Annotated in this window: 23 protein-coding genes; 10 read left to right on the forward strand and 13 right to left on the reverse strand. The window is 65.0% G+C overall.

Annotated features, from left to right (window positions below; all coding sequences use genetic code 11):
* Window positions 1-85 precede the first annotated feature (85 nt).
* Window positions 86-589, forward strand: a complete 504-nt coding sequence (locus IGX34_RS00680) for a hypothetical protein (protein WP_192553742.1) — start codon at window positions 86-88, stop codon at window positions 587-589.
* A 201-nt stretch (window positions 590-790) separates the two neighbouring features.
* The gene (locus IGX34_RS00685) at window positions 791-2,758 is read left to right on the forward strand and encodes a S1 family peptidase (protein ID WP_225737125.1); all 1,968 of its coding nucleotides are present in this window, start codon (window positions 791-793) and stop codon (window positions 2,756-2,758) included.
* A 39-nt stretch (window positions 2,759-2,797) separates the two neighbouring features.
* Here IGX34_RS00685 and IGX34_RS00690 read toward each other — a convergent pair whose 3' ends face one another.
* The gene (locus IGX34_RS00690) at window positions 2,798-3,967 is read right to left on the reverse strand and encodes an acyltransferase family protein (protein ID WP_192553744.1); all 1,170 of its coding nucleotides are present in this window, start codon (window positions 3,965-3,967) and stop codon (window positions 2,798-2,800) included.
* A 100-nt stretch (window positions 3,968-4,067) separates the two neighbouring features.
* Between IGX34_RS00690 and IGX34_RS00695 the strand changes: the two genes are divergently transcribed.
* On the forward strand, window positions 4,068-4,898 hold the full coding sequence (locus tag IGX34_RS00695) for an undecaprenyl-diphosphate phosphatase (RefSeq protein ID WP_192553745.1): 831 nt from the start codon (window positions 4,068-4,070) through the stop codon (window positions 4,896-4,898).
* 42 nt (window positions 4,899-4,940) lie between these two features.
* Here the strand turns inward: IGX34_RS00695 and def are convergent, their stop codons facing one another.
* Window positions 4,941-5,480 carry a peptide deformylase gene (gene def / locus IGX34_RS00700; protein ID WP_192553746.1) on the reverse strand — a complete coding sequence of 180 codons (540 nt, stop codon included), beginning with the start codon at window positions 5,478-5,480 and terminating at the stop codon, window positions 4,941-4,943.
* 481 nt (window positions 5,481-5,961) lie between these two features.
* Between def and IGX34_RS00705 the strand changes: the two genes are divergently transcribed.
* From IGX34_RS00705 to IGX34_RS00715, 3 genes are all read left to right on the forward strand, one after another.
* Window positions 5,962-8,019: a carbon starvation CstA family protein gene (locus tag IGX34_RS00705; RefSeq protein WP_425598770.1), complete on the forward strand. Its 2,058-nt coding sequence runs from the start codon at window positions 5,962-5,964 to the stop codon at window positions 8,017-8,019.
* Complete coding sequence (locus IGX34_RS00710) at window positions 8,016-8,210, forward strand: YbdD/YjiX family protein (RefSeq protein ID WP_192553748.1); 195 nt, start codon at window positions 8,016-8,018, stop codon at window positions 8,208-8,210. The genes IGX34_RS00705 and IGX34_RS00710 overlap by 4 nt, the downstream gene beginning before the upstream one ends.
* Before the next feature lie 119 nt (window positions 8,211-8,329).
* Entirely contained in the window at window positions 8,330-8,842 is a 513-nt protein-coding gene (locus IGX34_RS00715) for a DUF2127 domain-containing protein (protein WP_192553749.1), read from the forward strand.
* Between the two features lie 93 nt (window positions 8,843-8,935).
* Here IGX34_RS00715 and IGX34_RS00720 read toward each other — a convergent pair whose 3' ends face one another.
* The 7 genes from IGX34_RS00720 to xerD all read right to left on the reverse strand — a co-directional run bounded on the left by IGX34_RS00720 (window position 8,936) and on the right by xerD (window position 18,216).
* Window positions 8,936-9,844 carry a DMT family transporter gene (locus IGX34_RS00720; protein WP_192553750.1) on the reverse strand — a complete coding sequence of 303 codons (909 nt, stop codon included), beginning with the start codon at window positions 9,842-9,844 and terminating at the stop codon, window positions 8,936-8,938.
* Entirely contained in the window at window positions 9,841-10,707 is an 867-nt protein-coding gene (locus tag IGX34_RS00725) for a glycosyltransferase family 2 protein (RefSeq protein ID WP_192553751.1), read from the reverse strand. Before IGX34_RS00725 ends, IGX34_RS00720 begins: the two co-directional genes overlap by 4 nt.
* Window positions 10,708-10,732: 25 nt before the next feature.
* Window positions 10,733-11,488 (reverse strand): hypothetical protein, encoded by a 756-nt coding sequence (locus IGX34_RS00730; RefSeq protein WP_338015390.1) that lies wholly within the window; start codon window positions 11,486-11,488, stop codon window positions 10,733-10,735.
* Window positions 11,476-15,336 (reverse strand): phosphoribosylformylglycinamidine synthase, encoded by a 3,861-nt coding sequence (purL, locus tag IGX34_RS00735; RefSeq protein WP_192553752.1) that lies wholly within the window; start codon window positions 15,334-15,336, stop codon window positions 11,476-11,478. The genes IGX34_RS00730 and purL overlap by 13 nt, the downstream gene beginning before the upstream one ends.
* A 108-nt stretch (window positions 15,337-15,444) precedes the next feature.
* Complete coding sequence (locus IGX34_RS00740; protein ID WP_192553753.1) at window positions 15,445-16,308, reverse strand: DNA ligase; 864 nt, start codon at window positions 16,306-16,308, stop codon at window positions 15,445-15,447.
* A gap of 65 nt (window positions 16,309-16,373) precedes the next feature.
* Window positions 16,374-17,159, reverse strand: a complete 786-nt coding sequence (locus tag IGX34_RS00745; protein ID WP_192553754.1) for a thioredoxin fold domain-containing protein — start codon at window positions 17,157-17,159, stop codon at window positions 16,374-16,376.
* 121 nt (window positions 17,160-17,280) lie between these two features.
* Window positions 17,281-18,216, reverse strand: a complete 936-nt coding sequence (gene xerD, locus IGX34_RS00750) for a site-specific tyrosine recombinase XerD (RefSeq protein WP_225737126.1) — start codon at window positions 18,214-18,216, stop codon at window positions 17,281-17,283.
* A 44-nt stretch (window positions 18,217-18,260) separates the two neighbouring features.
* On the opposite strand from xerD, the gene IGX34_RS00755 reads away from it, so the two are divergent.
* The gene (locus IGX34_RS00755; protein ID WP_192553756.1) at window positions 18,261-18,761 is read left to right on the forward strand and encodes an RDD family protein; all 501 of its coding nucleotides are present in this window, start codon (window positions 18,261-18,263) and stop codon (window positions 18,759-18,761) included.
* A gap of 140 nt (window positions 18,762-18,901) precedes the next feature.
* The gene (locus IGX34_RS00760; protein WP_192553757.1) at window positions 18,902-20,167 is read left to right on the forward strand and encodes a polyhydroxyalkanoate depolymerase; all 1,266 of its coding nucleotides are present in this window, start codon (window positions 18,902-18,904) and stop codon (window positions 20,165-20,167) included.
* Window positions 20,168-20,216: 49 nt separating this feature from the next.
* On the opposite strand, the gene ltaE is transcribed toward IGX34_RS00760, so the two are convergent.
* The 4 genes from ltaE to lptF all read right to left on the reverse strand — a co-directional run bounded on the left by ltaE (window position 20,217) and on the right by lptF (window position 23,976).
* The gene (gene ltaE / locus IGX34_RS00765; RefSeq protein ID WP_192553758.1) at window positions 20,217-21,233 is read right to left on the reverse strand and encodes a low-specificity L-threonine aldolase; all 1,017 of its coding nucleotides are present in this window, start codon (window positions 21,231-21,233) and stop codon (window positions 20,217-20,219) included.
* A gap of 67 nt (window positions 21,234-21,300) precedes the next feature.
* Window positions 21,301-21,777, reverse strand: a complete 477-nt coding sequence (locus IGX34_RS00770; RefSeq protein WP_192553759.1) for a PIN domain-containing protein — start codon at window positions 21,775-21,777, stop codon at window positions 21,301-21,303.
* Window positions 21,770-22,873 carry an LPS export ABC transporter permease LptG gene (gene lptG / locus IGX34_RS00775; protein ID WP_192553760.1) on the reverse strand — a complete coding sequence of 368 codons (1,104 nt, stop codon included), beginning with the start codon at window positions 22,871-22,873 and terminating at the stop codon, window positions 21,770-21,772. The genes IGX34_RS00770 and lptG overlap by 8 nt, the downstream gene beginning before the upstream one ends.
* On the reverse strand, window positions 22,873-23,976 hold the full coding sequence (gene lptF / locus IGX34_RS00780) for an LPS export ABC transporter permease LptF (protein ID WP_192553761.1): 1,104 nt from the start codon (window positions 23,974-23,976) through the stop codon (window positions 22,873-22,875). Before lptF ends, lptG begins: the two co-directional genes overlap by 1 nt.
* A 96-nt stretch (window positions 23,977-24,072) precedes the next feature.
* Here lptF and IGX34_RS00785 point away from each other — a divergent pair, with 96 nt between their 5' ends.
* A complete protein-coding gene (locus IGX34_RS00785) occupies window positions 24,073-25,560 on the forward strand; it encodes a leucyl aminopeptidase (RefSeq protein ID WP_192553762.1) in 1,488 nt (495 codons plus the stop codon).
* A gap of 64 nt (window positions 25,561-25,624) precedes the next feature.
* Entirely contained in the window at window positions 25,625-26,047 is a 423-nt protein-coding gene (locus IGX34_RS00790) for a DNA polymerase III subunit chi (RefSeq protein ID WP_192553763.1), read from the forward strand.
* The last annotated feature ends 14 nt before the right edge of the window (window positions 26,048-26,061 follow it).

Here is a 26,061-nt window from a genome sequence, read left to right on the forward strand (position 1 = left end):
TCTATCTGTTGATGCTGGTCGGCTTCGGCGTGCCGGGCGCGCTGATCTGCCTGTTCCACCGCTATCTCACGCGGACTTCGCGCTGATGTACATGGGCCATTACGCGATCGCGCTGGGCGCGCGGCGCTGGCTGCGGCCGCTGCCGATGGCATGGCTGCTGTTCGCCTCGATCGAGCCGGACCTGCACGACGTGCTCGGCGATCTGATCCCCGCACTCAGCATCGGCCCCGATACGCATACCGTAGCCGGCGCCATCGGCGCAGCCATCGTGGTTGCGCTGCTCGCTGCCGTGCTGTTCCGGCAAGCTGCGCTGGCCGTGGGCAGCGGCTTGCTGGTGCTGTCGCATGTTGCGGTCGACTATCTCACCAGCCGCTTGCCGCTATGGCGCCACGGTCCGGTGGTGGGGCTGCATCTGTACGCCGTGCCGTGGGCCGACTTTGTGCTGGAGGCGCTGGCCATAGCCATCGGCGTAAGCATCTATGCCACTTCGCCCGACCTGCGCAGGCCGGCGCGGGCCGGCCTGCTGGGCATGGCGCTGCTGATGCTGTGTATGCAGGCGGTGTGGAATTTCGGCTTCGGCAGCCACTGATACAAGCGGCCGCCGCGCGCCAAAAACTTGCGAACGGCGGCCGGCAAAACCAGTACTTACGGGCTCTCCCGCGCCTCTCGCCGCTATGTCAGTATCTGCCGCGGGGATCCGGCCCCAGGCCGGCAGACAATCAGGCGAAGGACACGTATGCGGGCGATGAACGGGCGGATGCGTAGCGCGAAGGCTGCCAGGTGCGGCTTCTTGTATGGGCTTTCCTGGGTGCTGTTGTTGGCGCTCACACTCGGCGGCACCGCTCCGGTACGGGCGGCCAGCCTCGATCCCGGCCTGATCGCGAATATCGACGCCGCCACCTTCGAAGTGGTGATACCCCGGGCGGTCGACGATCCGCTCAGCTACGAAAAGCCGCTGCCGCTGCAACTGCTGCCCTATCAGGAGCGCACCGACAAATATTTCTCGGTCGGCACCGCCTTCGCGCTCGGCAACAACCGCTATGTCACCGCCGGCCACGTGCTGATGGCGGCGGTAGGCGATCTCACCGGACCACCCGCGCTGCGCGATGCGGCCGGGCATGTCTACGCCATCGACAAGATCGAGAAGTTTTCGCTGCAGCAGGATTTCGTGCTGTTTTCGCTGAAGGAACAACCCGGCCACAGTGCGCTGGTCGCCAATACCAAGCCGGCCTTGAATACCGTGGTGTATGCCGTCGGCAATGCGCTCGGTACCGGCGTGGTGATCCGCGATGGGCTGTACACCTCCGATACGCCCGAAGAAGAAAACGGCCGCTGGAAATGGATGCGCTTTTCCGCCGCCGCTTCGCCCGGCAACAGCGGCGGTCCGCTGCTGGACCAGGACGGCAAGGTGATCGGCGTGGTGCTGATGAAATCGGCCAACGAGAATCTCAACTACGCGCTGCCGATCGGTGAAGTGCTCAACGCGCCTGACCACACTGCGGTGATCGACAAGCAGCTGACCTACCAGCTGGACGTGCTGGACGAAGACCAGAACGGCAACTTCAAGGCGCAGTTTCCGCTGCCGGCCAGCTATGCCGATTTCAGCACCACCTTCCAGAAGCTGCAGAACGATTTCAACGAACAACAACTGAAAGCCTTGCTGCAGCAGCAAAGCGCCGATCTGTTTCCGCGCGGCACCGGCTCCAACCGGATCCTGCACGAAGATCCCCAGCTGAGCTTTTTTCCCTCCCTGATCGTGCACAACCGCAGCGGCGACTGGGGCTACGCCGGGCGTGAACTCAATCGCGTACCGCTGAGCGGCAACGGCTATATCGCCAGCGGCTACGTCGGGCACAACTTTCTGATGCATCTGCGCCGGCCCGACGGCATGCAGGCCGATGCGTTCTACAACGATCCCAAGCAGATGATGGAGCTGGTGCTGAAAACCGGCTACTGGTACCGGCCGATCGGTCCGGAAAAGATCAAGATCACGTCGATGGGCAAGCCGGTCACCAGCAGCACCTACACCGATGCCTGGCAGCGGCCGTGGAAAGTGTTCGTGTGGTCCGAGCCGTATATCAACGCGCAGGTGGTGCTGTTCGCCCTGCCCGTGCCGGATGGCTACGCGCTGATGATGCGGCTCAATCCCGCGATGGTGACTCACGACAGCATGATCGACATGAAGGCGCTCACCGACTTCGTCAATGTCGACTACGGCGGTTCGCTGGCGCAGTGGAAAACCTTCCTCGCCGATAGCTCGCTGCTGCCGCAGGCGCTGAAAGACGGCCGCATCGACTTCGACTACGGCAAGCGTTTCAGCTACGCCTCCAGCCGCATTGCCTTCAGCTACCCGGACAGCCTGCAGACGGTGGCGCCGGACAATATGCTCGGCGTCGGCTTCGGCTACTTCAATCAAGATGGCAAAGTCACTCTGCAAACCAATTATCTGCAGATCCGCCTCAACATCACCGATCCGGATCGCATCAGCGTGCGCCGCCATCTCGCGCCGACACCGGATCTGGACGACAACTTCAAGCAGGCCTGGGGCAAGCTGCTGCACAAGCAGCATCCGTATGACGGCGTGCCCTATAACGACGGCGACGAGATGGATATCGCCAGCGTGATGAATCCGCATGCCAGCGCCACGCCGGCCGAACTTTATACGGTGTTCTACGCCACCCAGGGGACGCACAAGCCGGAAGACATGAAGACAAAGCTCGACCTGCTGACGCACAACTTTCAGCTCAAATCGCCTTGATCCCGAGTACGTAACGCCTGATCCCGGTGCAAGCCGGGATCAGGCCGCCGTCGGCACCATGCGTGGCGCCAACAGCTTTGCCTTCAGCCACGCCTCGCACGGCAGCGAAATCCAGCGCGCCACCGCCGCCCCCAGCAGCCAGCACAGCGGCACCGCCGGCAGATACCACAGCACGCCCCACTGCATATCGGCGCCATGGCTGCGGAACAGCCGCACCAGCGTGTAGACCACGAACATATGGCTGAGATAGATCTCGTAGCTGAGCCGGCCAAACGAACGCAGCCAGTCCAGCGCGCGCCATGGCCGCCATGCACCGAGCTGCTGGCGCCAGTGCAAGCCGGCCAGCATGCTCATCACCGACAGCGTCAGCAGCAACAGGCAGCCGTCGTGCAGCAGCGGCCATAGCCAGCGTTCGGCCAGCAGCACAGCGGCCAGTCCGCACGCTCCGGCGGCAATAAAAATTCTGGCGATCCAGACTGCGTGCGCTTGCCGATGCCTGACCAGCAAAGCACCGCACACGCCGGCGGCAATCGCGGCCATGCCCGGAAGATAGGCCTTTTCCTGCCATATCTCGTTATCGGCCAGCACGGCATGCGACCACGGCAGCGACAGCGCGAACAAGCCCAGCAACAAGGCCAACAACCATGTGCGGCGCACCAGCAGGCAAGCGATCGGGAAGCCCAGGTAAAACGTTTCCTCGATCGACAGCGACCACAGCACATCCCAGTTGCCGGGCAGATAGCCGTAATGCCCCTCATACCAGTTCAGATGCAGCCCCAGTGCCGCGACCAGTGCACGCGGCAGGCTCTGGCCGGCGCGGGTAATGACGTAGTCCTGCACGCCGCCCAGATGCAGCACGCTCAGCACCAGCAGCAAAGCCAGCAAACAGGGCGCGATGCGCGCAAAGCGGCGCGCATAGAAGGCGCGCGCATCGATGCGATCCAGGCCGCCCCAGCGTTGCAGCGAATGGCTGGTGATCAGAAAGCCGGAGATCACGAAGAACACGAACACCGACTCGTAGCCGTTGTAGTTGATCGCGCCCAGCACAAAACCCGGCAGCCATGCCGCCAGCACGCCGTGCTTGAGCGGAATGCGCAGACCGATGTGATGCAGCACCACCAGCAGGATCGACAAGCCGCGCAGCAGGTCGATGCCGGGATTGCGCCCCTGCACGGCCGCTGGCTTGCCGGAATCTGTCGTACCGTCCATTCGAGCTCCCCTCATCTTCCCATCGCGATAATGCGGGGCTGCCGGTGTGCGGGCAAGCCGGCTTGTACAATGGCCCGCCGATTCTTGCGAGGGTAGCTGCGTGAGCTTGTGGTTCCTGATCTTTCTAAGCGTGCTGCAGGGTGTGACCGAATTGTTTCCGGTCAGCAGCCTGGGCCATACCTTGCTGGTACCCGCGCTGTTCGGCATGCATATCGACAAGCACGCGCCGCAGCTGATTCCTTTTCTGGTCGCCCTGCATCTGGGTACCGCGCTGGCGCTGCTGGGTTATTTCCGCCAGCGCTGGATCGCCCTGGTGCGCGGCTTCGTCGCCTCGCTGGGTGGCCGCCGCAACGATGACGGCCACATGATGTGGGCGCTGATCATCGGCACCGTGCCGGCAGGCCTGGTCGGCGTGCTGCTGGAGAAAAAACTGGAGCTGGTATTCAAGGACCTGCGCATCGTGGCCATCGCACTGATCGCCAATGGCGTGCTGCTGTGGATCGGCGACCGGCTGGAACGTTCGCGCACGCACAAGCCGCCGGAGAAACTGAGCTTCCGCCAGGCCTTTCTGATCGGACTGGCCCAGGTCGGCGCACTGATCCCCGGCTTTTCGCGCAGCGGCCTCACCATGATCGCCGGCTCGGCCACCGGGCTGGACAAGGAAAAGGCTGCGGAATTTTCCTTCCTGCTCGGCACGCCGATCATCCTCGCCGCCGGCCTGCTGGAAATCCCCAAGCTCTTTCACGCTCCGGGCCAGCTGGCCGATGCGGCGCTGGGCGGTGTACTCACGGCGATTGCGGCTTGGCTGAGCCTGCGTTTCCTGATGCGTTACTTCGAAGGCCGCGGCCGGCTGGCGTCGTTCGGCGTATATTGCGTCATTGCCGGCGCCGTGTGCCTGGGCTGGTTCCTGCTGCATCCGCAGCCGGCCTGACGATGCGTGCCTGCCCACGGCGTGGGCAGGCACTGTGCGGGCTTATTCGTCGGCGTTCGGGTCCATGCCCGGGAACAGCACTTCGGTAAAACCGAACTTGGTGAAATCGGTGATGCGCGAGGGATACAGCCGCCCGATCAGGTGATCGCATTCGTGCTGCACCACGCGCGCATGAAAACCCTCGGCCGTGCGATCGATGCGCTCGCCCTTCGGATCGATGCCTTCGTAGCGGATCAGCGAATAGCGATTCACCGCGCCACGCAGGCCCGGCACTGACAGACAGCCTTCCCAGCCCTCTTCCATATCCTGTGACAAGGGCGTGATCACCGGATTGAGCAGGATCGTCTGCGGTACCGGCGGTGCATCCGGATAACGCTCGGATCGGTCGAAGCCGAAAATCACCAGTTGCAGGTCCACGCCGATCTGCGGTGCGGCCAGGCCGACACCGCCGGCATCGTGCATGGTGTCGAACATGTCGGCGATCAGCGCATCGAGCTCGGCGCTGCCGATCATCGCATCGGGCACGGGCGGCGCGACGCGCAGCAAGCGCGGGTCGCCCATCTTCAGAATCTCGCGAATCATGCCAACCTCACGCAGCTGAAACCTCGTGTTCGAACTGTGGACGGCAAGACACGAACTCAAGCCATCCCCGCATGTACTTTGAATTTTTTGGAGTCGGTCGACGCAGCGCGGCACGCTGTCGGAAGCGGCGTCCTCGCCTAGTCGTCGTTCCGGCGAAGGCCGCAATCCATGCGTCGCACTGGCCATGGATTGCGGCCTTCGCCGGAATGACGGCCTAAGAGCTCGCGTAGTCTGCCAGCTTCATCAGCATATCGACCAAAACCTAAAAATCGTGCGCACACTCTCGCCATCGGCCTGCCCATACATGCAGGCAGCCCGGTATTGACCCTTTCGGCCGACAGGACGACTCTAGGCACCTGTTCAAGGCCTTCGCGCGGCCAGGGAGGCCTGGGGACGCGCCAGGCTACGCGATGAGATTGAGCCGCCTCTCTTGTCGATCCGGAGACCATCCATGGAAACCCTCGCAACAAGACCCGCCAGCATGGCAAGCAAGCTCGCCTGGGCTGTCATCGCCGTGATCGGTGCCGCCTGCCTGGGCGTGATCACCTTGCGCCGCGGCGAACCGATCAACGCGATCTGGCTGGTGGCCGCAGCCGTAGCGGTATTCCTGATCGGCTACCGCTTCTACGGCCGCTTCATCGAGCTGCACGTGCTGCAGATGGATCCCGGCCGCGCGCCGCCCTCGATCCTGCGCAACGACGGCCTGGATTACGTGCCCACCGACAAATGGGTGGTGTTCGGCCATCACTTCGCCGCGATTGCCGGCGCCGGTCCGCTGGTCGGGCCGGTACTGGCGGCGCAGATGGGCTATCTGCCCGGTACGCTGTGGATCCTGTTCGGCGTGGTGCTGGGCGGCGCGGTGCAGGATTTCATGGTGCTGGGCCTGTCGGTGCGGCGCGATGCGCGGTCGCTGGGCCATATGCTGCGCGAGGAGCTCGGGCCGTTTGCCGGCGTCGTCGCCATGTTCGGCCTGCTGGCGCTGATGATGATCGTGCTGGCCGTGCTGGCGCTGGTGGTGGTGAAGGCGCTGACGCATAGTCCCTGGGGTACGTTCTCGGTGGCATGCACCATTCCGATCGCCTTGCTGATGGGCATTTATCTGCGCTGGCTGCGGCCCGGGCGCATTCTGGAAGTGTCGGTGATCGGCCTGGTGCTGATGCTCACGTCGATCGCTTACGGCGCGCATATCGCGGCTACGCCCGACCTTGCCAGCCTGTTCGACTTCGATGCCAAATCGCTGGCGTGGCTGCTGATCGGCTACGGCTTCTTCGCCTCGGTGCTGCCGGTGTGGTTGTTGCTGGCGCCACGCGATTACCTCTCCACCTTCCTGAAGATCGGCACCATCCTGCTGCTGGCAATCGCGATCATCTTTGCCGCGCCGGACCTGCAGTTGCCGGCGGTATCGCGCTTTGTCGACGGCACCGGCCCGGTATTCCAGGGTCAGCTGTTCCCGTTCCTGTTCATCACCATTGCCTGCGGCGCGGTATCGGGCTGGCATTCGATCATCGCCTCCGGCACCACGCCCAAGCTGCTGGCCAACGAAGGCGAGGCGCGCATGGTGGGTTACGGCGGCATGCTGATGGAGGCGTTCGTGGCGATCATGGCGCTGATCGCGGCGGCCTCGCTGCATCCGGGCGTGTACTTCTCGATGAACTCGCCCTCGGCGCTGATCGGCACCACGGTGGAGCATGCCGCCGCCACCATCAGCCAATGGGGCTTCGTGGTGACGCCGGATGAGTTGTCGCGCACTGCGCACGATATCGGCGAGACCAGCATTCTCAGCCGCGCCGGCGGCGCACCCACGCTGGCGGTGGGCATGGCGCAGCTGCTGCACAACATCCTGCCGGGCGAACGCATGATGGCGTTCTGGTATCACTACGCGATCCTGTTCGAAGCGCTGTTCATCCTCACCACGGTGGATGCGGGCACGCGCGTGGGCCGCTTCATGATCCAGGAGATTGCCGGACTGGTGCACGCGCCGCTGAAGAGCACCGAATCGTGGATCGGCAATGTGCTGGCCACCTCGATCTGCGTCGGCCTGTGGGGGTATTTCCTGTATCAGGGTGCGGTGGATCCGCTTGGCGGTATCAACACCTTGTGGCCGCTGTTCGGCATCGCCAACCAGATGCTGGCGGCGATCGCGCTGATGCTGGCCACGGTGGTAACGGTAAAGCTCAAGCGCGAACGCTATGTGTGGGTGCCGGGCATTCCCGCACTGTGGCTAGTGCTCTGCACGCTGACCGCGGGCTGGGAAAAACTGAGCGGTCCGATCAGTTTCACCAATGCGGCGCAGAACTACACCCAGGCCTTGCAGGCCGGCAAGCTGATGGCGCCGGCCAAGAGCCTGGCCGAGATGCAGCGCATCGTCACCAACAACAGCGTGGATGCCACGCTCACCGCCGTCTTCATGCTGTTGGTGCTGACCATGTGCGGCTTCAGCATCTACGCCATCATGAAGGCCTGGCGCAGCAATGTGCCCACCGCGCACGAAGCACCGCGCGTGGCGCTGGCCAGTGCCACGGCAGGCCAAAGGTCATGAAGACAGGACTCTCGTCGTGGTGGCATCGTCTGGTCCAGGCCGCGCGGCTGAGTTGCGGCGTTCCGGACTATGACGTCTATGTCGCCCACCTGCGCACCCATCACCCCGAGCGCCGCATCCCGACCTACGCCGAGTTCTTCCGCGAGCGGCAGACCGCACGCTACAAAGGTACCGGCGGTCGCTGTTGCTGAATGGCCGCCCTGCCCTGAGCTTGGAATTCCCAGGCCATGCCCGCATCCCGGGCATGGCCTTTCTGCAATGCCCTCCGGTTAAACTTTTCCCTTTTACGTAGGCTTAGCGTCCCATCACCATGTCTCCAGGCGACCGCCGCACCACCAAACCCAGCTCCGAAATCGAAGCGCGCCATAGCTTCGGTCTGCGGGTGATCGCCATCTACAAGGCGATCAAGACTGTCTGCCTGATCATCGTGGCTTTCGTCGCCTTCGGCCTGCACAAAGAACAGAACTTCGATCATCTGGTGCATATGCTGGAGCACCTGTCGCTGAGCGACAGCAACGGCCTGCGTTTGCAGCTGGTGCAGTTGCTGGAACAGATGGGCCCGGGCAAATTTGTCGCGATCGGCATTGTGGCGCTGTGCTATGCCGCCATCTTCGCCACCGAAGGCACCGGCCTGTGGCTGCGCAAACATTGGGCGGAATGGTTCACGGTGATCGCCACCGGCTCGTTGATCCCGTTCGAGGTCTACGAGGTGTTCCACAAGTTCAGTTGGCTGAAGGTCGGTGCCTTGCTGGCCAATGTGGCGATCGTGATTTATCTGGTACAGCTGGCGATGCAGCCGCATAAGCGTGCTGACGACGCGTAATACGCAGGTTGGGTTGGCGCAGCGTAACCCAACAAATCGGCATCGAGACGACCAGCGCTTGCTGGCTTATCCCGAACCCCATCCGGAGCAAAGCTACAGCTCGTGATGAATGGCTTCGGCAGGAGGCGCGTCCTTGCCCCCACGCCGTGGAGCCAGCTCCACCAGATACATCGCCGCCAGCACCAATCCCCCGCCCAGCAGCATGCGCCAGGTCAGCGCATCCACACCGAACGCCACGGCAAAACCCGCCGCAAATACCGGCTCGGTCGTCATCACGATCGCCGCGCGCGTCGCCGGCAGATGGGCTTGTGCCCAGGTCTGCATCAACATCGCACCGGCACCGGCAATCAAGGCCATATACAAAGTGGCCAGCCACGCATCGATATCGGGCGGCAAGCTCGGACCGCCATGGCCTGCGGTGGCAAGCAGGCAGACCAAGGCAATGACCGCCATCTGCACTGCGGAAAGACCAAAGGCTTCGTCGGCACGCGACCAATGCCCCAGCGCCACGATATGCAGCCCATATAGCAAGGCGGAAAGCAGGGTCAGCCACACGCCCTCGTCCACCGAAAAACCATTGAGCGACAACAAGCCCAGTCCAAACGTAGCCAGGCCCACTGCCAACCACACCACCGAAGGTGTCCGCTGGCGCAGCAGCACCGCCGCCAAAATCGGCGTAAATACCACGTACATGCCGGTGACAAAGCCGCTGACGCTGGGCGAGATCAGCGCCAGGCCCCAGGTCTGCAGCAGCTGCCCCGCTCCGTAGATCGCACCGAGCAACGCGCCGCGCCAAAGCTGCCGGCGTGAAAGGCGCGCCACGTGGCGATGAAACAGCGCAAACATCACGATCGCCGCGATGATGAAACGCACGGCGAGAAAATCCGCCACCGGCATGCGGTCGAGCACGCCCTTGATCAGCACGAAGGTGGAACCCCACACCGCCGTCATCACCAGCAGACCGACAGTCGCCAGCAGGCTTATGCGCGCAGCCGTGCTCATCGGCGCAGCAACCGCCACAGCTGGCCGGGAATTTTCACCAGGAAGTGTGCCCAGATGCCCAGCCACACGATCGCCGCCAGGTGCGGCTTATGCGCGGCCGGGTCGAACTTGCGGAACCAGCGCCACATGCCGCGATGTTTGTAATAGCTCACGAACACCGGGCGATGCCGGCTCGAGCCGCCCTTGCCGTGCAGCACATGCACATCGCCCGCCAGCAGCACGCGCCAGCCGCCATCGCGCACGCGCCGACACAGATCCAGGTCTTCGCAATGCAGGAAATAGTCTTCGTCGAAGCCGCTCAACCATTCGAATACACGGCGTGGCATCAGCATCACCGCGCCGGATACGGCTTCGGCCTCCACCACGTGATCGGGCATGCTGCCGATGAAATTCACGCCTTCGCCGCCACGCTTGAAGAATGTGTTCAGCGCGCGCTGCATCAGCGGATCACGCCGGTACGAGGCCGGATCCGGCACACCTTGGCGATCACAGACCACCGCGCCGACCAGACCCGCCTTCTGTTCCTGCTGCAGCACTTCGAGCAGGCGTTCCAGCGCCGGCTGCTCGAGCAGGCAGTCGGGATTGAGGATCAGCAGCGTGGCGCCGCGCGACTGCGCCACCGCGCGATTGACCGCCGGACCGAAGCCGAGATTGGCGTGGTTGTAGAGCACCTTCAGGCGCGGCTCGTTTTCGCGCGCGCGTGCGATCGCCTGCGGAATGCCATCGGCCGAGGCGTTGTCGATCAGCAGCAATTCCAGCGACGTGGCGCAGGCCAGCACGCTGTTCACGCAGTCGCGCAAGCTGGGGCCGCTATCGGCCGAAACCACGATCACGCTGAGTGCGGGGGTATCAAGCGCTGCCATGCTGATCCTGCTTGCGGTACGACATTTATTCCTCGCCTTGGTCCTGGCCCAGCACGTGCGACAGCGCCAGCGGCGGACGATCGTCGCCGCGGCTGAGCCACGCTTCGCCGCCATGCCAGCCATATAGTTGCCAGCCACGCAGCCGGTACTGTTTTGCGCGCGTGCGATCGTACAGCACCACGCCGCGCCCTGCGGTAATCGGCAGCACCAGCCAGCGCTGCCCCGGCGCGATCGACACCCGGGGCTCGACGTGCTCGAGGTAAACCTCACCGCCAACGCGGCAACGATGCCGTGTGTGCCAGGTGATGCCGACAGGGTTGTCCTGCACGGCATCATCGAGCTGCGTCCATGCCGGCAGCTGCAACTCGACGATCTCCGCAGCCGGGCCGACGGGCGCCAGCGCCAGCTCGCGCCACTCCGGCGCACTGGCCGCCAGCGCGCGATTGCGCACCGGCTTGTGTTTCAGCCACGACTCCAGCAAGACCAGCAGCGAAAAACCGCTGAGCGCTGCGAGCAAGCTCAACGTGAGCGCCAGCTGATGCCCTTGCAGGCTGCGATAGACGGCCAGCAGCAAACCGGCCAGGCCCCAGCGCAACGCCAAGCGCAGCTGATCGTCATGACCATGCAAACGTGCCGGCTGCACCAGCTGTACGGCAACCACCGCCAGCAGCAGCGGCAGATCGATCCACCATGGCAGCCATGCCAGCAGCAGCATCCACGCGATGGCCAGCAACCAGGCCGGCCATCCGCGCTTCAGGCCGCGGCTGCTCAGCCGCACCACACCCTGGCATTGCGGAACATGCGCATCCAGGGTGAATCTTCACCCCAGTTGTCCGGGCGCCAGCTCATCTGCACGCTGCGGAACACGCGTTCCGGATGCGGCATCATGATCGTCACGCGCCCATCCGCCGCCGTGAAGCCGGCCAGGCCGCCGGGCGAGCCGTTCGGATTGAGCGGGAAGTTTTCGGTCGGCTTGCCGCGGTTGTCGACAAAGCGCACCGCGCTGCCCGACTTCGCCGGACTGCAGGCCTGCGGAAAACTTACCCGCCCTTCGCCGTGCGCCACCACTACCGGAATGCGCGAACCGGACATGCCCTTGAAGAAGATGCTGGGCGAGTCGAGCACTTCCAGCGTGGCCAGGCGCGCTTCGTATTGCTCGGAGGCATTGCGCAGGAACTTCGGCCAATGCTGCGCACCGGGGATGATGTCCTTGAGCTGGCTCAGCATCTGGCAGCCGTTGCACACGCCCAGCGCGAACTTGCTCGGGTCGGCAAAGAAGGCGGTGAACTGCGCGCGCAGCATGTCGTTGTACAAAATCGAGGCAGCCCAGCCGCGGCCGGCGCCGAGCACGTCGCCGTAGGAGAAGCCGCCACAGGCCGCGAGGCCGCGGAAATCGGCAAGCTTGATGCGGCCGCTGGCGAGATCGGACATGTGCACGTCCACCGCATCGAAACCGGCGCGGGTAAATGCCGCCGCCATTTCGACCTGGCCGTTCACGCCCTGCTCGCGCAGGATCGCCACGCGCGGGCGCGGCGCTTGTTGCAGATACGCTGCGGCAATGTCCTTGGCCGGATCGAAGCTGAGCTTGGGGCTGATGCCGGCATCGGTATCGTCGATGCGCCATTCCAGTTCGGCGTCGGCGCTGGCCGGGTTGTCACGCAGACGCTGCATGGCGTGGCTGGTTTCGTTCCACGCCTTGAACAGCAGGGTCCAGTTCCACTTGGCCACGGTCTCGCCGTTGTGGAACAGCTTGATGCCGAGCTTTTCTTTCGGGCGGCCGATGCGACTGCTCATGCCGGCCAGGCCATATTTCACCAGCAAGGCTTCGAACGCCTCGCGATTGGCCACCGCCACCTGCATCACCGCGCCCAGTTCTTCATTGAACAGCGCGCGCAGGGCCGCTTCGGCCCAGCCATCCAGATGGACTTCCAGACCGCAATGGCCGGCAAACGCCATTTCCAGCAGGGTAACGATGGCGCCGCCGTCGGAGCGGTCGTGATAGGCCAGCAGCAGGCCGCTGCGATTGGCTTCCTGCACCAGGTCGAACAAGGCCTTCAGGCGCTTGGCATCGTCCAGATCCGGCGGCACGCCGCCGCCGCGATTGAACACCTGAGTCAGGCAGGAACCGCCGAGGCGCGAGCGTCCCGCACCCAGGTCGACCAGCCACAGATCCGAATCGCCGTGATCGAGGCGCAACTGCGGCGTGAGCGTGCGGCGCACATCGTCGACGCGCGCGAAGCCGGTGATCACCAGCGACACCGGCGCGACTGTGCGCTGCGGCGTGTCGCCGTCCTGCCACACGGTCTGCATGGACAGCGAGTCCTTGCCGACCGGAATGGAAATATCCAGCTCCGGGCACAGCTCCATGCCCACGGCTTTGACCGCGTCGAACAATGCGGCGTCTTCGCCCGGGTGATTGACGGCCGCCATCCAATTGGCGGAAAGACGCACTTCGCCCAGCGACGCGATCGGCGCCGCAGCGAGGTTGGTGATCGCTTCGCCGAGCGCAAGACGCGCCGCATCGGCGCTGTTGAGCAGCGCCACCGGCGCACGCTCGGCCATCGCCATCGCTTCGCCCTGGTAGCCGTCGAAGTCGAGCAAGGTCACTGCGCAATCGGCCACCGGCACCTGCCATGGGCCGACCATCGGATCGCGGGCGCACAAGCCGCCCACACTGCGGTCGCCGATAGTGATCAGGAAGTTCTTGCTGCCCACTGTCGGCAGGCGCAGCACGCGCATCAGCGCTTCGTCCAGGCCGATGCCGCTCAGATCCGGCACCAGATCGATGCGCGGCTTGATGCGATGCGCATCGCGATGCATGCGCGGCGCCTTGCCGAACAGCACATCCATCGGCAGATCGATCACGGTGAGCTGGCGGCGCGGATCGATGACGCGCAACACCCGCTCCTGCGTGGCCGTGCCGACCACGGCGTACGGGCAGCGTTCGCGCTGGCAATAGGCTTCGAATTCCGGCAGGTCGGCCTGCGCGATGCCTAGCACATAGCGTTCCTGCGATTCGTTGCTCCACACCTGCATCGGCGACAGCGAGGGATCGTCGCAAGGCACTTTGGACAAGTCGATGTCGCCGCCCACGCCAGCATCGTTGAGCAATTCCGGAATGGCGTTGGACAGACCGCCCGCGCCCACGTCGTGCACGCTGACGATCGGATTCTTGTCGCCGCGCGCCCAGCATGCGTCGATCACCTGCTGGCAGCGGCGCTCCATCTCGGCGTTGTCGCGCTGCACCGAGGCGAAGTCGAGTTCCGCACTGGAAGCACCGGAAGCCACCGACGAGGCGGCGCCGCCGCCCAGGCCGATCAGCATGGCCGGGCCGCCCAGCACGATCACCGCATGGCCGGGCTGCAGGTCGCGCTTCTGCACGTGGTCGTGGCGAATATTGGCCAGACCGCCGGCGATCATGATCGGCTTGTCATAGCCGCGGCGCACACCGGCTTCGCCGGTTTCGTGTTCGTAGGTGCGGAAATAGCCGCCCAGGCAGGGACGGCCGAATTCGTTGTTGAAAGCAGCAGCGCCGAGCGGGCCGTCGCGCATGATTTCAAAGGCGCTGGCCATGCGTGGCGGCAACGGGCGCTCCACTTCCCACGGCTGCGGATGGCCGGGGATGCGCAGGTCCGATACCGAGAAACCGCTGAGCCCGGCCTTGGGCTTGGCGCCGCGGCCGGTGGCGCCTTCGTCGCGGATCTCGCCGCCGGCGCCGGTGGCTGCGCCCGGCCAGGGGGCGATGGCGGTGGGATGGTTATGCGTTTCCACCTTGATCGCGTAATCGATCTGCTCTTCGCTGGCGCGCCACACACCGTCGCTGTCGCTGAAGAAGCGCTTGCCCTGGCTGCCCTCGATCACCGCCGCGTTGTCCTTGTACGCGGACAAGGTGTAGGCCGGCGCATGCTGGTGCGTGTTCTTGATCATGGCGAACAGGCTCTTGTCCTGCGCTTCGCCATCCAGCGTCCAGCTGGCGTTGAACACCTTGTGGCGGCAATGCTCGGAATTGGCCTGCGCGAACATGAAGAGTTCGGCATCGGTCGGATCGCGGCCCAGTTCGGCGTAGCGGGCAGCGAGGTAGTCGATCTCGTCGTCGGCCAGTGCAAGGCCCAGCTCGCGATTGGCCGTGGCCAGCGCGGCGCGTGCATCGCCACCCAGCGCGATATGCACCAGATCGCCCGGCTGGCCGGCCAGGAACAAGCCCTGCGCCTGCTCCAGGCTGGTGAGCACCGATTGCGTCATCGCATCGTGCAGCACGCCCAGCACATCGTTATAGGCGGCATTGGCAGGCGCCGGCAGGCCGCTGATCTGCCAGGCGGTGCCGCGCTCGACGCGGCGCACATTGAAACCGGCGCCATGCAGGATGTCGGTAGCCTTGCTCGACCACGGCGAAATGGTGCCCAGGCGCGGGCCCACCCATAGCGAAGCGGGCTGCGGCGTTCCGTCCCTGGCCTCCAGCGCTTCCAGCAGGCGCTTTCGCTGCTCGCCTTCGGGCATGGCCGCGGCGTCGATGAAATAGACGAACCAGGAGGCCTGCACGCGGGTCCCGCGATGCATGGCATCGAGGTGTGCGTTGAGACGTTCCAGGCGAAAAGGCGAGAGGGCGCTCTGCCCGTCGAGTGCGATCATGCGGGGGGAAAAGGCGCTAAGCAGTGGAGCTCCGTATTGTACCTTAGCGGCGCCAGCGCCGCCCGCTCCGTCGCGGCATGGGGCGTTCCAGCATGGACAGGCTGCCCCCTACCGCTCCTCGCGCACCCGCATGAAGCGGGCAAAACGCGGTTTGCCGCCGGCGGTGGTGCCCTGGTAGCGGAAGGTCACCAGGCTGCCTAGCGGCGGCGGGTGGCGGCGCTGCTCATCGCTAAGGCCGCTGCCGATGCGAAAGCGGGTGCCGTCCGGCAATTCCATCAGCAGCGAGCCCAGCATCCCGGCATATTTGCCCTTGCCGGGGGAATAGCCGACCACCCTGGCCTCGCCATCGTCGTAGGGCTTGAGCTTGAGCAGGTCGTCGTCGCGGCCGGCGTGATAGAGCGAGGTGCCGCGGTGCAGGACCAGACCTTCACCGCCGGCGCGCACTACCTCGTCCAGCCGGCGCTTGAGTTCCGCCTCATCGGCCACCTTGAATTGCCGCACGGCCTGCACCCAGGGCCGGTCCAGCCTGGCGACCAGCCGCTGCAATACCGGGATGCGCTGATCGAACGGACCCGGCTGCGCCGGCAGATCGAAGACCATATAGCGCACCTGCCGCCATGCATCGTCGCTGGGCGGCAGCTGGCGCACAGTGCCGGAAACCCGTTCGAACAGGCCATGACCGATCCACAGCTCGCCATCCATCGGCGTGTCGGGCCAGTGCGCGGTGAACCAGGCCGGCGCGGCAATCAACGCGCCGCTGCGGCTGAGCAGCCTGTTACCGTCCCAGTAAGCACGCACGCCGTCGTATTTCTCGCTGACCCAGTAATCGCGCACGGCCACGCCAGCGTGATAAACGTTGGCCAGCATCAACGGCGAAGACGGCAGGGCGACAGCAGTAACGGGATGAACCGCCAGTGCGATCAGCAACGGCAGCGCGCCAAGCACGCGCGATGAAAACGACCATTTCCGCATGACACTTCCCTGTGCACGAGTGACCTGCACGCATTGTGGGAAGGCCTAGCGGACGATGCGATCGGTCAACCGCCCGTCGCGGAGTGCTCCTGCACCGCTTGCAGCATCTCGGTGGGCGACAGATAGCCGCCGATCAGCGTACCGTCTTCGGCATATACCGACGGCGTGCCGGTCACGCCCAGCTTCAGGCCCAGGTCGAACTGATCCTTGACCGGATTCTTGCAGTCGACCTGCTTGGGCAGCTTGCCCTTCTTGGCGTCGGTGAAGGCATCGTTGCGATCGGCCGAGCACCAGATCGAGACCATCTCGTTGTAGGTCTGGGTGGGCTTGCCGTCATCGCCGGTGACGCCGGAGCGCGGCCACGCCAGATACTGCACCGCGATGCCTTCCTTGTTGAACGCATCGATCTGCTGATGCAGCACGCGGCAGTACGGGCAGGTGACGTCGGTGAATACGGTTACCGTGTACTTGGGATTTTTCGGCGCGAACACGATGCGGTCGGACACCGGCACCTTGGCCAGCTCCGTCTTGCGATAGCTGGCCCACGCATCGTCGGTAAGACTCTCGCCCTTGACGCCATCGATCAGGTCGCCGTTCATCACGTACTTGCCGTCGGCGCTGATGTAGACCAGATGGCCGGAAGCGATCACCTGGTAGAAACCCGGGATCGGCGCCGGTGTGATCTGGTCCACCTCGGCCTTCGGCACCAGCCGCAGCAGGGTCTGGCGCACGGTGTTTTCAGCACTGTTGGCGGGCGCCGCCGATACGGCCAGCGACGTCGAAGCCAGGGCGGCACCGGCATGCAACGCAAGCGCGCCAGCGCAAAGCATCAACCAGAACTTCTTCGACATCACGACCTCACTGCGTGCCGGCAGCGCGCGGAATGGCCTGCCGAGGGGAGGTCGCGAGTATCGCATACCGACCGCGAAAACTCTTGAAATCATCGACAATTTGCGTATATCAGGGTTTGTGTCAGCCGCGTGGATGATGCTGCGCGTGCAGGCGCTTGAGCCCTTCCTTGGCTACCAGCGTATAAATTTGCGTGGTGCTCAAGGCGCTGTGGCCGAGCAACATCTGCAGGGCGCGCAGATCCGCACCGTGGTTGAGCAGATGAGTGGCGAAGGAATGGCGCAGCACGTGCGGGGAAATGCGCTTGCTGTTGATGCCCACGCCCACCGCATAGCGTTTCACCAGGGTCCAGAACATCTGCCGGGTCATGCCCTCGCCGCGCTTGCTGAGAAACAGCGCCGCCGGCTGGCGGCCTTTCGCCAGCACCGGCCGCGCCTCGGCCAGATAGGCCTGGATGCGCTCCAGCGCCACTTCGCCCACCGGCACCAGCCGATCCTTGCCACCCTTGCCGGTAACGCGCAGCACGCCCTGGCGGGTGTTCAGCGCCGCCAGCGGCAGTTCCACCAGCTCGGAAACGCGCAGGCCGGAGGCATACATCAACTCGAACATGGCGCGATCGCGCAGACCCAGCGTGGTGCCGGCGTCCGGCGCATCGAGCAGCCCTTCGATCTCGCGCTCGGCCAGCGCCTTGGGCAGGCTGCGCGGCATTTTCGGGCGCTCGATCAGCAAGGTGGGATCGTCAAAACCCGGCTCGTCGCGCGCCAGCGACGCATAGAAGCGCCGGAATGCCGATTGCCGACGCGCCATCGAGCGCACGGCCACCGGCTGCGCGCCATGGAAGGCGGACAGATCCTCGCGCCGTGCCGTGCGCAGGTGGCGCTGGCGTGCATTGAGCCAGCGCGCCAGGGTTTCCAGATCCTGCCGGTAGGCCTCCAGCGTGCGCTGGGCCAGGCCATCTTCGGACCATACGCGCTCGACAAACGCGTCGATCTCCTGCACATCGGCCGCGGCGATTTCAGTTGCTTTACTGGCTGACTCTTTACGGGTGCTGGCTTTCATGCGCACGATGCTGGGCATTGCGCGAGCGCCTTGCAAGCTACCTCATGACCGAAGCGACAACCCACGACCTGATCTGCCCACTATGGCGACGGCTGCTCGCCCTGCTTTACGACGTGGTCGCGGTGCTGGCGATCGTGATGGTGGTGGGCCTGCTCTGCCAGTTGGCCACGCATGGCCAGCTAATCACTAACGGCGCGCAGGTGCGGATCGCCTGGTGGTACCAGCCGCTGCAGGCGCTGGTGGTCGCGGCGTATTTCGTGGTGTCGTGGCTGCGTGGCGGGCAAACGTTGGGCATGCGGCCCTGGCGCATACGGGTCACCAACGACCACGGCGCGGCGCTGACACTGCGCCAGACCCTCGTGCGCGTGCTGGTAGCCGCCCTGCCCTTGCTGCTGTTGCTGCTGGCGCCGGCTTTCGGCCTGCGCACGGCGCTGTGGGCAGTGGCCTGCGCCTGGGGCCTGTGGTTCGTGGCGGCCCTGTTCGGCAGCCGCGGCCAGGCGGTGCACGACCTGGCCGCGGGCAGCGAAGTCCGCCGGATCGGCTGAAAACACGATCTCACCGCTATGAGATCGTGTTAAAAACAGTAAGCCATTGATCTAAAAGGACATGAATTACTTCCGCATTGCAGCAATTCAGCCGCTAACCGGCTATCATGCAGCTTTGGAAGACTCCCGGTCCGCCCGCCATGCTTTATCAAATTCACGAATGGCAACGCGCCTTTCTCGGCCCGCTCAGCCACTACGCCGAGGCCAGCGCCCGGATGCTCACCGATCCCAGCAGCCCCCTGGCACAGATGCCGGGTGCGCAGCGCATGGCGGCCGGCTATGAGCTGATCCACCGCCTGGGCAAGGATTACGAGAAGCCGTCCTTCGATATCCACAGCATCGAGGCGCATGGCAACCAGATCGCCATCGTCGAGCGCATCGACCTGGAAACGCCGTTCTGCCAGCTGCGCCGCTTCAAGCGCTTCAGCGACGAACCGGATGCCATCGAAAAGATGAAGAACGAGCCGGCGGTGCTGGTGGTGGCGCCGCTGTCGGGTCATCACGCCACGCTGCTGCGCGACACCGTGCGCACCCTGCTGCAAGACCACAAGGTGTACATCACCGACTGGATCGATGCGCGCATGATTCCGGCCTCGGCCGGCCCGTTCCAGTTGGATGACTACGTCGCAACCATCGAGCAGTTCATCCGCCATATCGGCGCCCAGTCGCTGCACGTGATCTCGGTGTGCCAGCCGACCGTGCCGGTGCTGGCGGCGATTTCGCTGATGGCCGCGCGCGGCGAAGCCACGCCGCGCAGCATGACCATGATGGGCGGCCCGATCGATCCGCGCCGCAGCCCCACCCAGGTCAACAACCTGGCCACCACGCAGCCGCTGAGCTGGTTCAAGGGCAATGTGATCCACACCGTGCCGACCAACTATCCCGGTCATGGCCGCGAGGTGTATCCGGGCTTCCTGCAGCACGCCGGCTTTATCGCGATGAATCCGGGCCGCCACCTGAGTTCGCACTGGGATTTCTATCTCAACCTGCTGCGCGGCGACCTGGACGATGCGCAGACGCATCGCAAGTTCTACGACGAATACAACGCCGTGCTGGACATGCCGGCCGAGTACTACCTGGACACCATCAGCACCGTATTCCAGCAGTTCCTGCTGCCGCGCGGGCTGTGGGATGTGCATGGCGAGCGCGTAAATCCGGGTGCGATCAAGCGCACCAGCCTGCTGACCATCGAAGGCGAGCTGGACGATATTTCCGGCATCGGCCAGACCGAAGCCGCGCACGACCTGTGCACCGGCATTCCCGCTTCGCGCCGCGCACACAAGGTAATCGACGGCGCCGGCCACTACGGCATCTTCAGCGGCCGTCGCTGGCGCGAGATCGTGTATCCGCAAGTGCGCGATTTCATTCGCCGCTCGGAGCTCGCGCTGGTTTCCAAGCGCGCGTAATCGCTCTGCTCCCTCTCCCCGCCGGGGAGAGGGAGCGCACACGGCAACGTTACGCCGCAAAAAACGTCTTGAACGCCGCAATCACGCGTTCGACGCCCGCGTCATCCACATCCAGATGCGTCACCAGGCGCAGCGTCGGCAGGTAGCCGATGCTGATGCGCACCCCGGCCTCACGCAGATGCGCATCCAGTTCGCGCAAGCGCTCCTGCGGCACATCGACGAACACCATGTTGGTATGCAGCCCCAACAGCTTCACGCCGGGCAGTTCGCGCAAACCCTCGGCAAGCCGCGCTGCACGCGCGTGATCCTGCGCCAGCCGTTCCACCTGATGATCCAGCGCATGCAAACACGCCGCCGCCAGCATGCCGGCCTGACGCCAGCCGCCACCGGCGACCTTGCGCCAGCGGCGCGCCTTGTCGATCAAGGCCGCCGAACCGACCAGCACCGAACCCACCGGCGCACCCAGGCCCTTGGAAAGGCACACCGACACGCTGTCGAAATGACTGGCGATCGCACGCGCCGGCACACCATCGGTCACCGCTGCGTTGTATAGCCGCGCGCCATCAAGATGCAGGGCCAGGCCGCGCTCGCGCGCCAAATCCCGGGCTGCCTGCAGGTACGCCATCGGCAGCACACGGCCATGCCAGGTGTTTTCCAATGCCAGCAGACGCGTGCGGGCGAAGTGCGGATCGACCGGCTTGATGGCCGCCGCCACTTTATCCAGCGGCAGCGAACCATCCGTATCGTGCGCAATCGGCTGCGGCTGGATCGAGCCCAGCACGGCCGCACCGCCGCCCTCGAATTTATAGGTATGCGCATCGGCGCCGACGATGTATTCATCGCCGCGCTCGCAATGGGACATCAGCGCCAGCAGATTGGATTGCGTGCCGGAAGGCACGAACAACCCAGCCTCGAAACCGAGATCGCCGGCCAGGCGCTGTTGCAGCGCATTGACGGTGGGATCTTCGCCGTAGACGTCGTCGCCCACTTCGGCATCGAGCATGGCGGCGCGCATCGCCGGCGTCGGCCGGGTCACCGTATCGCTGCGCAGATCAACCCAGTCCATGACATGCCTCGTTGGATCGCGAAAGGAATGCGCCACTTTGCCGAGCATGACGGCGCTCGGCAAGTGATCACGCAGGACTTATCGCCGCTTGCCATAACGCCGGCGGCAGGATTCGGAACAGGCCTTCGCGTTGCGTGCGGCGGGCAAGCCGCAACAAGGCATCGTCGCGCGTAAGCAGGGCCGCGGCTGCGCATTGCTGCGCCAGCTCCAGGAATTTCTGATCGTCGCCATCACGGCAGCGCGGCAATACCACGCCGTCCGGCGGCAACGCCGATGCAGCAGGCATGCAGCGCACCCATGTATCGAATTGCACCGCGGCCGCAGCCTGGCGTTCCGGACTCAATTTCAATGCCTGATACGCCAGCACAGCCTGCCACTCGGCCCGGCAATCCTCGCGCGTGACCAGCTCGATCTCGCCGGCGCGCACGGCAGCGAACAGCGCCGCGCATTGCGGATCGTCGAATACGAACAAGTCCAGGCAGACGTTGGTGTCCGGCACCAGGCGCGGTGCAGCGGGCGACTTGGCGTCGCCCGGCTCAGGCATGCTTGCGGAAGTAGTACCAGCCGATGCCGGCCAGCAGCAGCGCAGGCAGGATGTTCGCCGCCAGCGGCGGAATGCCGTATACGGTGCCGAAGCTCACGATCGCCTTCTGCACGAAGTACCAGCTGATCGCCAGGATCATGCCCATGAAGATGCGCTTGCCCAGGCCGCCCGAACGCAGCGCGCCGAAGGCGAACGGCATCGAGCACAGCACCAGCACCAGCACGTTGGCCGGATACATCACGCGGCTCCACAGCGGGATCTCGTACGGACGGGTGTTTTCGCCGTTCTTTTTCTTGTAGTCGATGATGTGCTGCAGATCGCGCACAGCCAGATACTGCGGCTGCACCAGCGACTCCTGCAGTACTTCCGGATCGAGCTTGGAATCCCAGTGCAGGGTGTCGGAAACAGTGCTGTGCACGCCCTTGTCATCCAGCGTGGTACTGCGCACCTTGTTCAATACCCACTGGCGTCCGACCTGCTGCGCCGAAGCGGCCTGGTCGAAGCGGCTCAGCTGCTGGCCATCCTGCGTAAGCGTGAACACGCGTACGTCGAGCAACTGCACGTAGGAGTGATCGCCGGCATTGCGCAGGGCCTTGTCCTTGGCATTGATGATGCGGTCACCGTCGCGCGCCCACAGGCCGCTGCTGGTCTGCCCCAGATTGCCGCCCGAGCGCAGGCGCAACTGCAAGGCCTGCGCCTGCTGGTCGCCCCAGGGGCCGACCGTCTCGCCCATGATCACCACGCCGGTAACCAGCACCGCGACCACGCCCACTGCCGACACCGCAATGCGCAGGCGCGACATGCCCGATGCGCGCAAGGCGGTGAGTTCGCCGGTGGAGGCCAGGCCGCCCAGGCCAAGCAGGCCGCCGATCAGCGAGGCGAAGGTGAACATCTCGTACATGCGGCGCGGGATCGTCACCACGATGTAGAAGATCGCATTGCTCAGCGTGTAGCCGTTGCGCCCGATATAGCCGAGCTGGCGCACGAACTGCATCATCGCGTCCAGGCCGATCAGCACCAGCCAGACCAGCAGCATCGAGCCGAGCACGGTCACGCCGATCAGCCAGTCCACTCGCTTGATACGTAACGCCGCCATCAGGCGCTCGCCTTGCGCGGCTTGCGCGCGATGTAATGGTTACGGAACGCCATGGCAGCCACCGCAAACAGCGCGACGCTGATCACCCACATCGGCCACGCATGATGCCAATGGCCTTTGGCCAACTGGCCGCGGCACAGCAACAGCAGGTTGTAGTAAACGAAAAAGCCCAGCACCGCGATCATCATGCGCCCGTAGCGCGGCTCGCGCGGCGTCTGGCGCGACAGCGGCATCGCCAGCATCAGCAGGGCCAGCGTCATCACCGGCACCACCGTGCGCCAGGCGAATTCGGCGCGTGCATCCGGCGTGGGGGTTTTCATCAGGTCGATCATGTCCAGGTTGTGGATCGGATCCGCTTCGTCGTCGGACTGGATCGAGGACAGTGCGCTGTCGTTGCGGCGGTACTGCATGCGGCGCCAGTTGTCGGCGCCGAGCGGGATCTCGTACTGCCAGCCGGTATTCAAGGCGAGATAGCGGTCGCTGGAATCGCTGTTGGAATACAGGAAGCCGTTCTTGCCGGTGGCCATCTTCATGGTCAGGCTGCCGTCCTTGTTGATGCGTTCCTGCGCGATAAACGTGTTGCCGAGCTGCTGGCCATCGCGGCTGAGGTAATCGACCAGGATGATGCCGCCCTTGCCGGGCAGCTCGGTGAAGCGACCGGCATCGAGGCCGGCGGCGATGATCGAGCGGTTGGCGGCGGCGACCAGATCGTCCGAGGTGCGCGAGGCCAGCGGGCCCAGCCACATCGATACGGCGCTGACCCCGGCGATCATCAGGATGGCGACGATCGAGGTAGGACGCAGCAGCCCGGCCATGCCCATGCCCGACGATGCCAGCACGTGCATCTCGCTTTCACGGTACATGCGGCCGAATGACTGCAGCACGCCCAGGAAGCCCGCCAGCGGCAGCATGGTGGACAGGCTGTCGACCATGTTCAGGCCCAGCACCTGGAACATGACGCTGGCCGGGAAGCTGCCTTTGGCCACCTGTTCGAGCACGTGCGCAAAGGATGTGCCGGCCATGATCACCAGCAGCACGATCACGGTGGCGCCAACGGTCTGGCCCAGCTCGCGCAGGAAGTATCGGTCGAGGATGCTCAGCATGCGATAGAATCGGGGGTTCCATGCCCCTCCCACGTGGAAAGGCAAACCCTAAGTCTAGCCGGTTCGTTGCGCGCCGGCCTCCCGCAGGAAATGACGATGACGCTTCAATTCAGTCTGGCCTCCGCCGCCCCCGAAACCGTCGAAACCCCGTGCATCGTGGTCGGCGTCTACGAAAACGGCCTGCTCACCAGCGCCGCCGCGCGGGTGGACAGCGCCGCCGGCGGTGCGATCAAGCGCCAGGTGGAAAGCGGCGACATCAACGGCAAGGCGGGGTCGACCACGCTGCTGTTCGCACCGGAGGGGGTCAAGGCCAAGCGCGTGCTGGTGGTCGGCCTGGGCACGCAGAAGACCTTCGACGGCGCGCGCTTCCAGAAGATCAACCTGGAAGCCACGCGCGCAGTGGCGCGCCTGCCGATCGACAGCGCCGTGTCCTTCCTGGCCGACGTCGACGTGCCCGGCCGCGACAGCGCCTGGCGCACGCGCACCGCCGCGCTGGCCGCCGATCATGCAACCTATCGCTACACCGCCACGCTCAAGCCGCGCGACAAGAGCCAGCCGGAGCTGGGCAGCCTGGCATTTGCCGGCGACGACAATGCCCAGGTCGGCATCGAGCAGGCCACGGCCATCGCCGAAGGCGTGCGCTTTGCGCGCGACCTGGCCAACCTGCCGCCGAATATCTGCAATCCCGCCTACATCGCCGACCAGGCGGTGAAGTTCGCCGAGGGCCATGACAGCGTGAGCTGCCAGGTGCTCGACCACGAGGAAATGGCCCGGCTGGGCTTCGGTTCGCTGCTCGCGGTCGGCCGCGGCTCGACCAACAAGCCCAAGCTGGTAGTGCTCGAATACAAGGGCGGCGCGGCGGACGAAAAACCTTACGCCTTCGTCGGCAAGGGCATCACCTTCGATACCGGCGGCATCAGCCTCAAGCCCGGCCCGGGCATGGAAGAAATGAAATTCGACATGGGCGGCGCGGCCGGTGTGCTCGGCGCGTTCGTGTCGGCGGTGAAGATGGGCCTGAAGCTCAACCTGGTCTGCGTGGTGCCGGCGGTGGAAAACATGCCCGACGGCGACGCCTACCGCCCCAGCGACGTGCTGACCAGCCTGGCCGGCATCACCATCGAAGTGCTCAACACCGATGCCGAAGGCCGCCTGATCCTGTGCGATGCGCTCACCTACACCGCGCAGACCTTCCAGCCGAAAAGCATGATCGACGCCGCCACGCTGACCGGCGCCTGCGTGATCGCGCTGGGCAAGCACGCCAGCGGCCTGATGAGCAAGCATGACGATCTCGCCGAAGAGCTGCTCAGCGCCGGTGAAAACACGCTCGACCGCGCCTGGCGCCTGCCGCTGTGGGACGACTACCAGGCCCAGCTCGATTCCGGCTTCGCCGACGTTGCCAACATCGGCGGCAAGAATGCCGGTGCGATCACCGCGGGCTGCTTCCTGTCGCGCTTCACCGAAGGCCAGCGCTGGGCGCACCTGGATATCGCCGGCACCGCCTGGGACGAAGGCCGCAAGGGCCTGGCCACCGGCCGCCCGGTGCCGCTGCTGGCACAGTGGCTGATCGACCGGAGCGCGCAGTAAGCGCGCCGGGCGCGAGCGGCAGCCTGGTGCTGCGGCTCGCGCCACTCCATTGCCACGCACAGCCATGCCACGCGCCGACTTCTATCTGATCGCCAAGCCGCGCTTCAGCGAGCAGCCCCTGCTGCTGGTCTGCGAGCTGGCCCGCCGCGCGTTTGCCGCGCAGCAACCCACGCTGATCCTCACCCGCGATTTCGCCCAGGCCGAAGCGCTGGACGATCTGCTGTGGAGCTTCGACGAAGACGCCTACATTCCGCACCAGCTCGCCGGCGACGACGACGACGCGCATACCGCGGTGCTGATTGCGCCCCCCGGCGTCGAGGCCGCCGTGCGCCCGCTCACCATCAATCTGTGCGAACAGTGCCCGCAGAGCTACGGCGAGCGCATTCTCGAAGTGGTGGCCGCCGATCCGGCCGAGCGCGACGGTTCGCGTGTGCGCTGGCGCGAATACCAGCGGCTGGGCTTTGAAGTAAACAAGTTCGATATGTGACGCGCGCGGCTCGC

The sequence above is a fragment of the Dyella acidiphila genome (genome assembly GCF_014863405.1).
GTDB lineage: Bacteria > Pseudomonadota > Gammaproteobacteria > Xanthomonadales > Rhodanobacteraceae > Dyella_B > Dyella_B acidiphila.

Coding starts and splice junctions, on each gene's coding strand:
- ltaE (WP_192553758.1), bottom strand. CDS start 21,233: ATGGACTGGGTTGATCTGCGCAGCGATACGGTGACCCGGCCGACGCCG.
- IGX34_RS00740 (WP_192553753.1), bottom strand. CDS start 16,308: ATGCGGAAATGGTCGTTTTCATCGCGCGTGCTTGGCGCGCTGCCGTTG.
- xerD (WP_225737126.1), bottom strand. CDS start 18,216: ATGAAAGCCAGCACCCGTAAAGAGTCAGCCAGTAAAGCAACTGAAATC.
- IGX34_RS00715 (WP_192553749.1), top strand. CDS start 8,330: ATGTCTCCAGGCGACCGCCGCACCACCAAACCCAGCTCCGAAATCGAA.
- IGX34_RS00680 (WP_192553742.1), top strand. CDS start 86: ATGTACATGGGCCATTACGCGATCGCGCTGGGCGCGCGGCGCTGGCTG.
- IGX34_RS00790 (WP_192553763.1), top strand. CDS start 25,625: ATGCCACGCGCCGACTTCTATCTGATCGCCAAGCCGCGCTTCAGCGAG.
- IGX34_RS00785 (WP_192553762.1), top strand. CDS start 24,073: ATGACGCTTCAATTCAGTCTGGCCTCCGCCGCCCCCGAAACCGTCGAA.
- IGX34_RS00745 (WP_192553754.1), bottom strand. CDS start 17,159: ATGTCGAAGAAGTTCTGGTTGATGCTTTGCGCTGGCGCGCTTGCGTTG.
- IGX34_RS00705 (WP_425598770.1), top strand. CDS start 5,962: ATGGCAAGCAAGCTCGCCTGGGCTGTCATCGCCGTGATCGGTGCCGCC.
- lptF (WP_192553761.1), bottom strand. CDS start 23,976: ATGCTGAGCATCCTCGACCGATACTTCCTGCGCGAGCTGGGCCAGACC.
- IGX34_RS00710 (WP_192553748.1), top strand. CDS start 8,016: ATGAAGACAGGACTCTCGTCGTGGTGGCATCGTCTGGTCCAGGCCGCG.
- IGX34_RS00755 (WP_192553756.1), top strand. CDS start 18,261: ATGACCGAAGCGACAACCCACGACCTGATCTGCCCACTATGGCGACGG.
- IGX34_RS00690 (WP_192553744.1), bottom strand. CDS start 3,967: ATGGACGGTACGACAGATTCCGGCAAGCCAGCGGCCGTGCAGGGGCGC.
- IGX34_RS00720 (WP_192553750.1), bottom strand. CDS start 9,844: ATGAGCACGGCTGCGCGCATAAGCCTGCTGGCGACTGTCGGTCTGCTG.
- IGX34_RS00760 (WP_192553757.1), top strand. CDS start 18,902: ATGCTTTATCAAATTCACGAATGGCAACGCGCCTTTCTCGGCCCGCTC.
- lptG (WP_192553760.1), bottom strand. CDS start 22,873: ATGGCGGCGTTACGTATCAAGCGAGTGGACTGGCTGATCGGCGTGACC.
- IGX34_RS00770 (WP_192553759.1), bottom strand. CDS start 21,777: ATGCCTGAGCCGGGCGACGCCAAGTCGCCCGCTGCACCGCGCCTGGTG.
- IGX34_RS00725 (WP_192553751.1), bottom strand. CDS start 10,707: ATGGCAGCGCTTGATACCCCCGCACTCAGCGTGATCGTGGTTTCGGCC.
- def (WP_192553746.1), bottom strand. CDS start 5,480: ATGATTCGCGAGATTCTGAAGATGGGCGACCCGCGCTTGCTGCGCGTC.
- purL (WP_192553752.1), bottom strand. CDS start 15,336: ATGATCGCACTCGACGGGCAGAGCGCCCTCTCGCCTTTTCGCCTGGAA.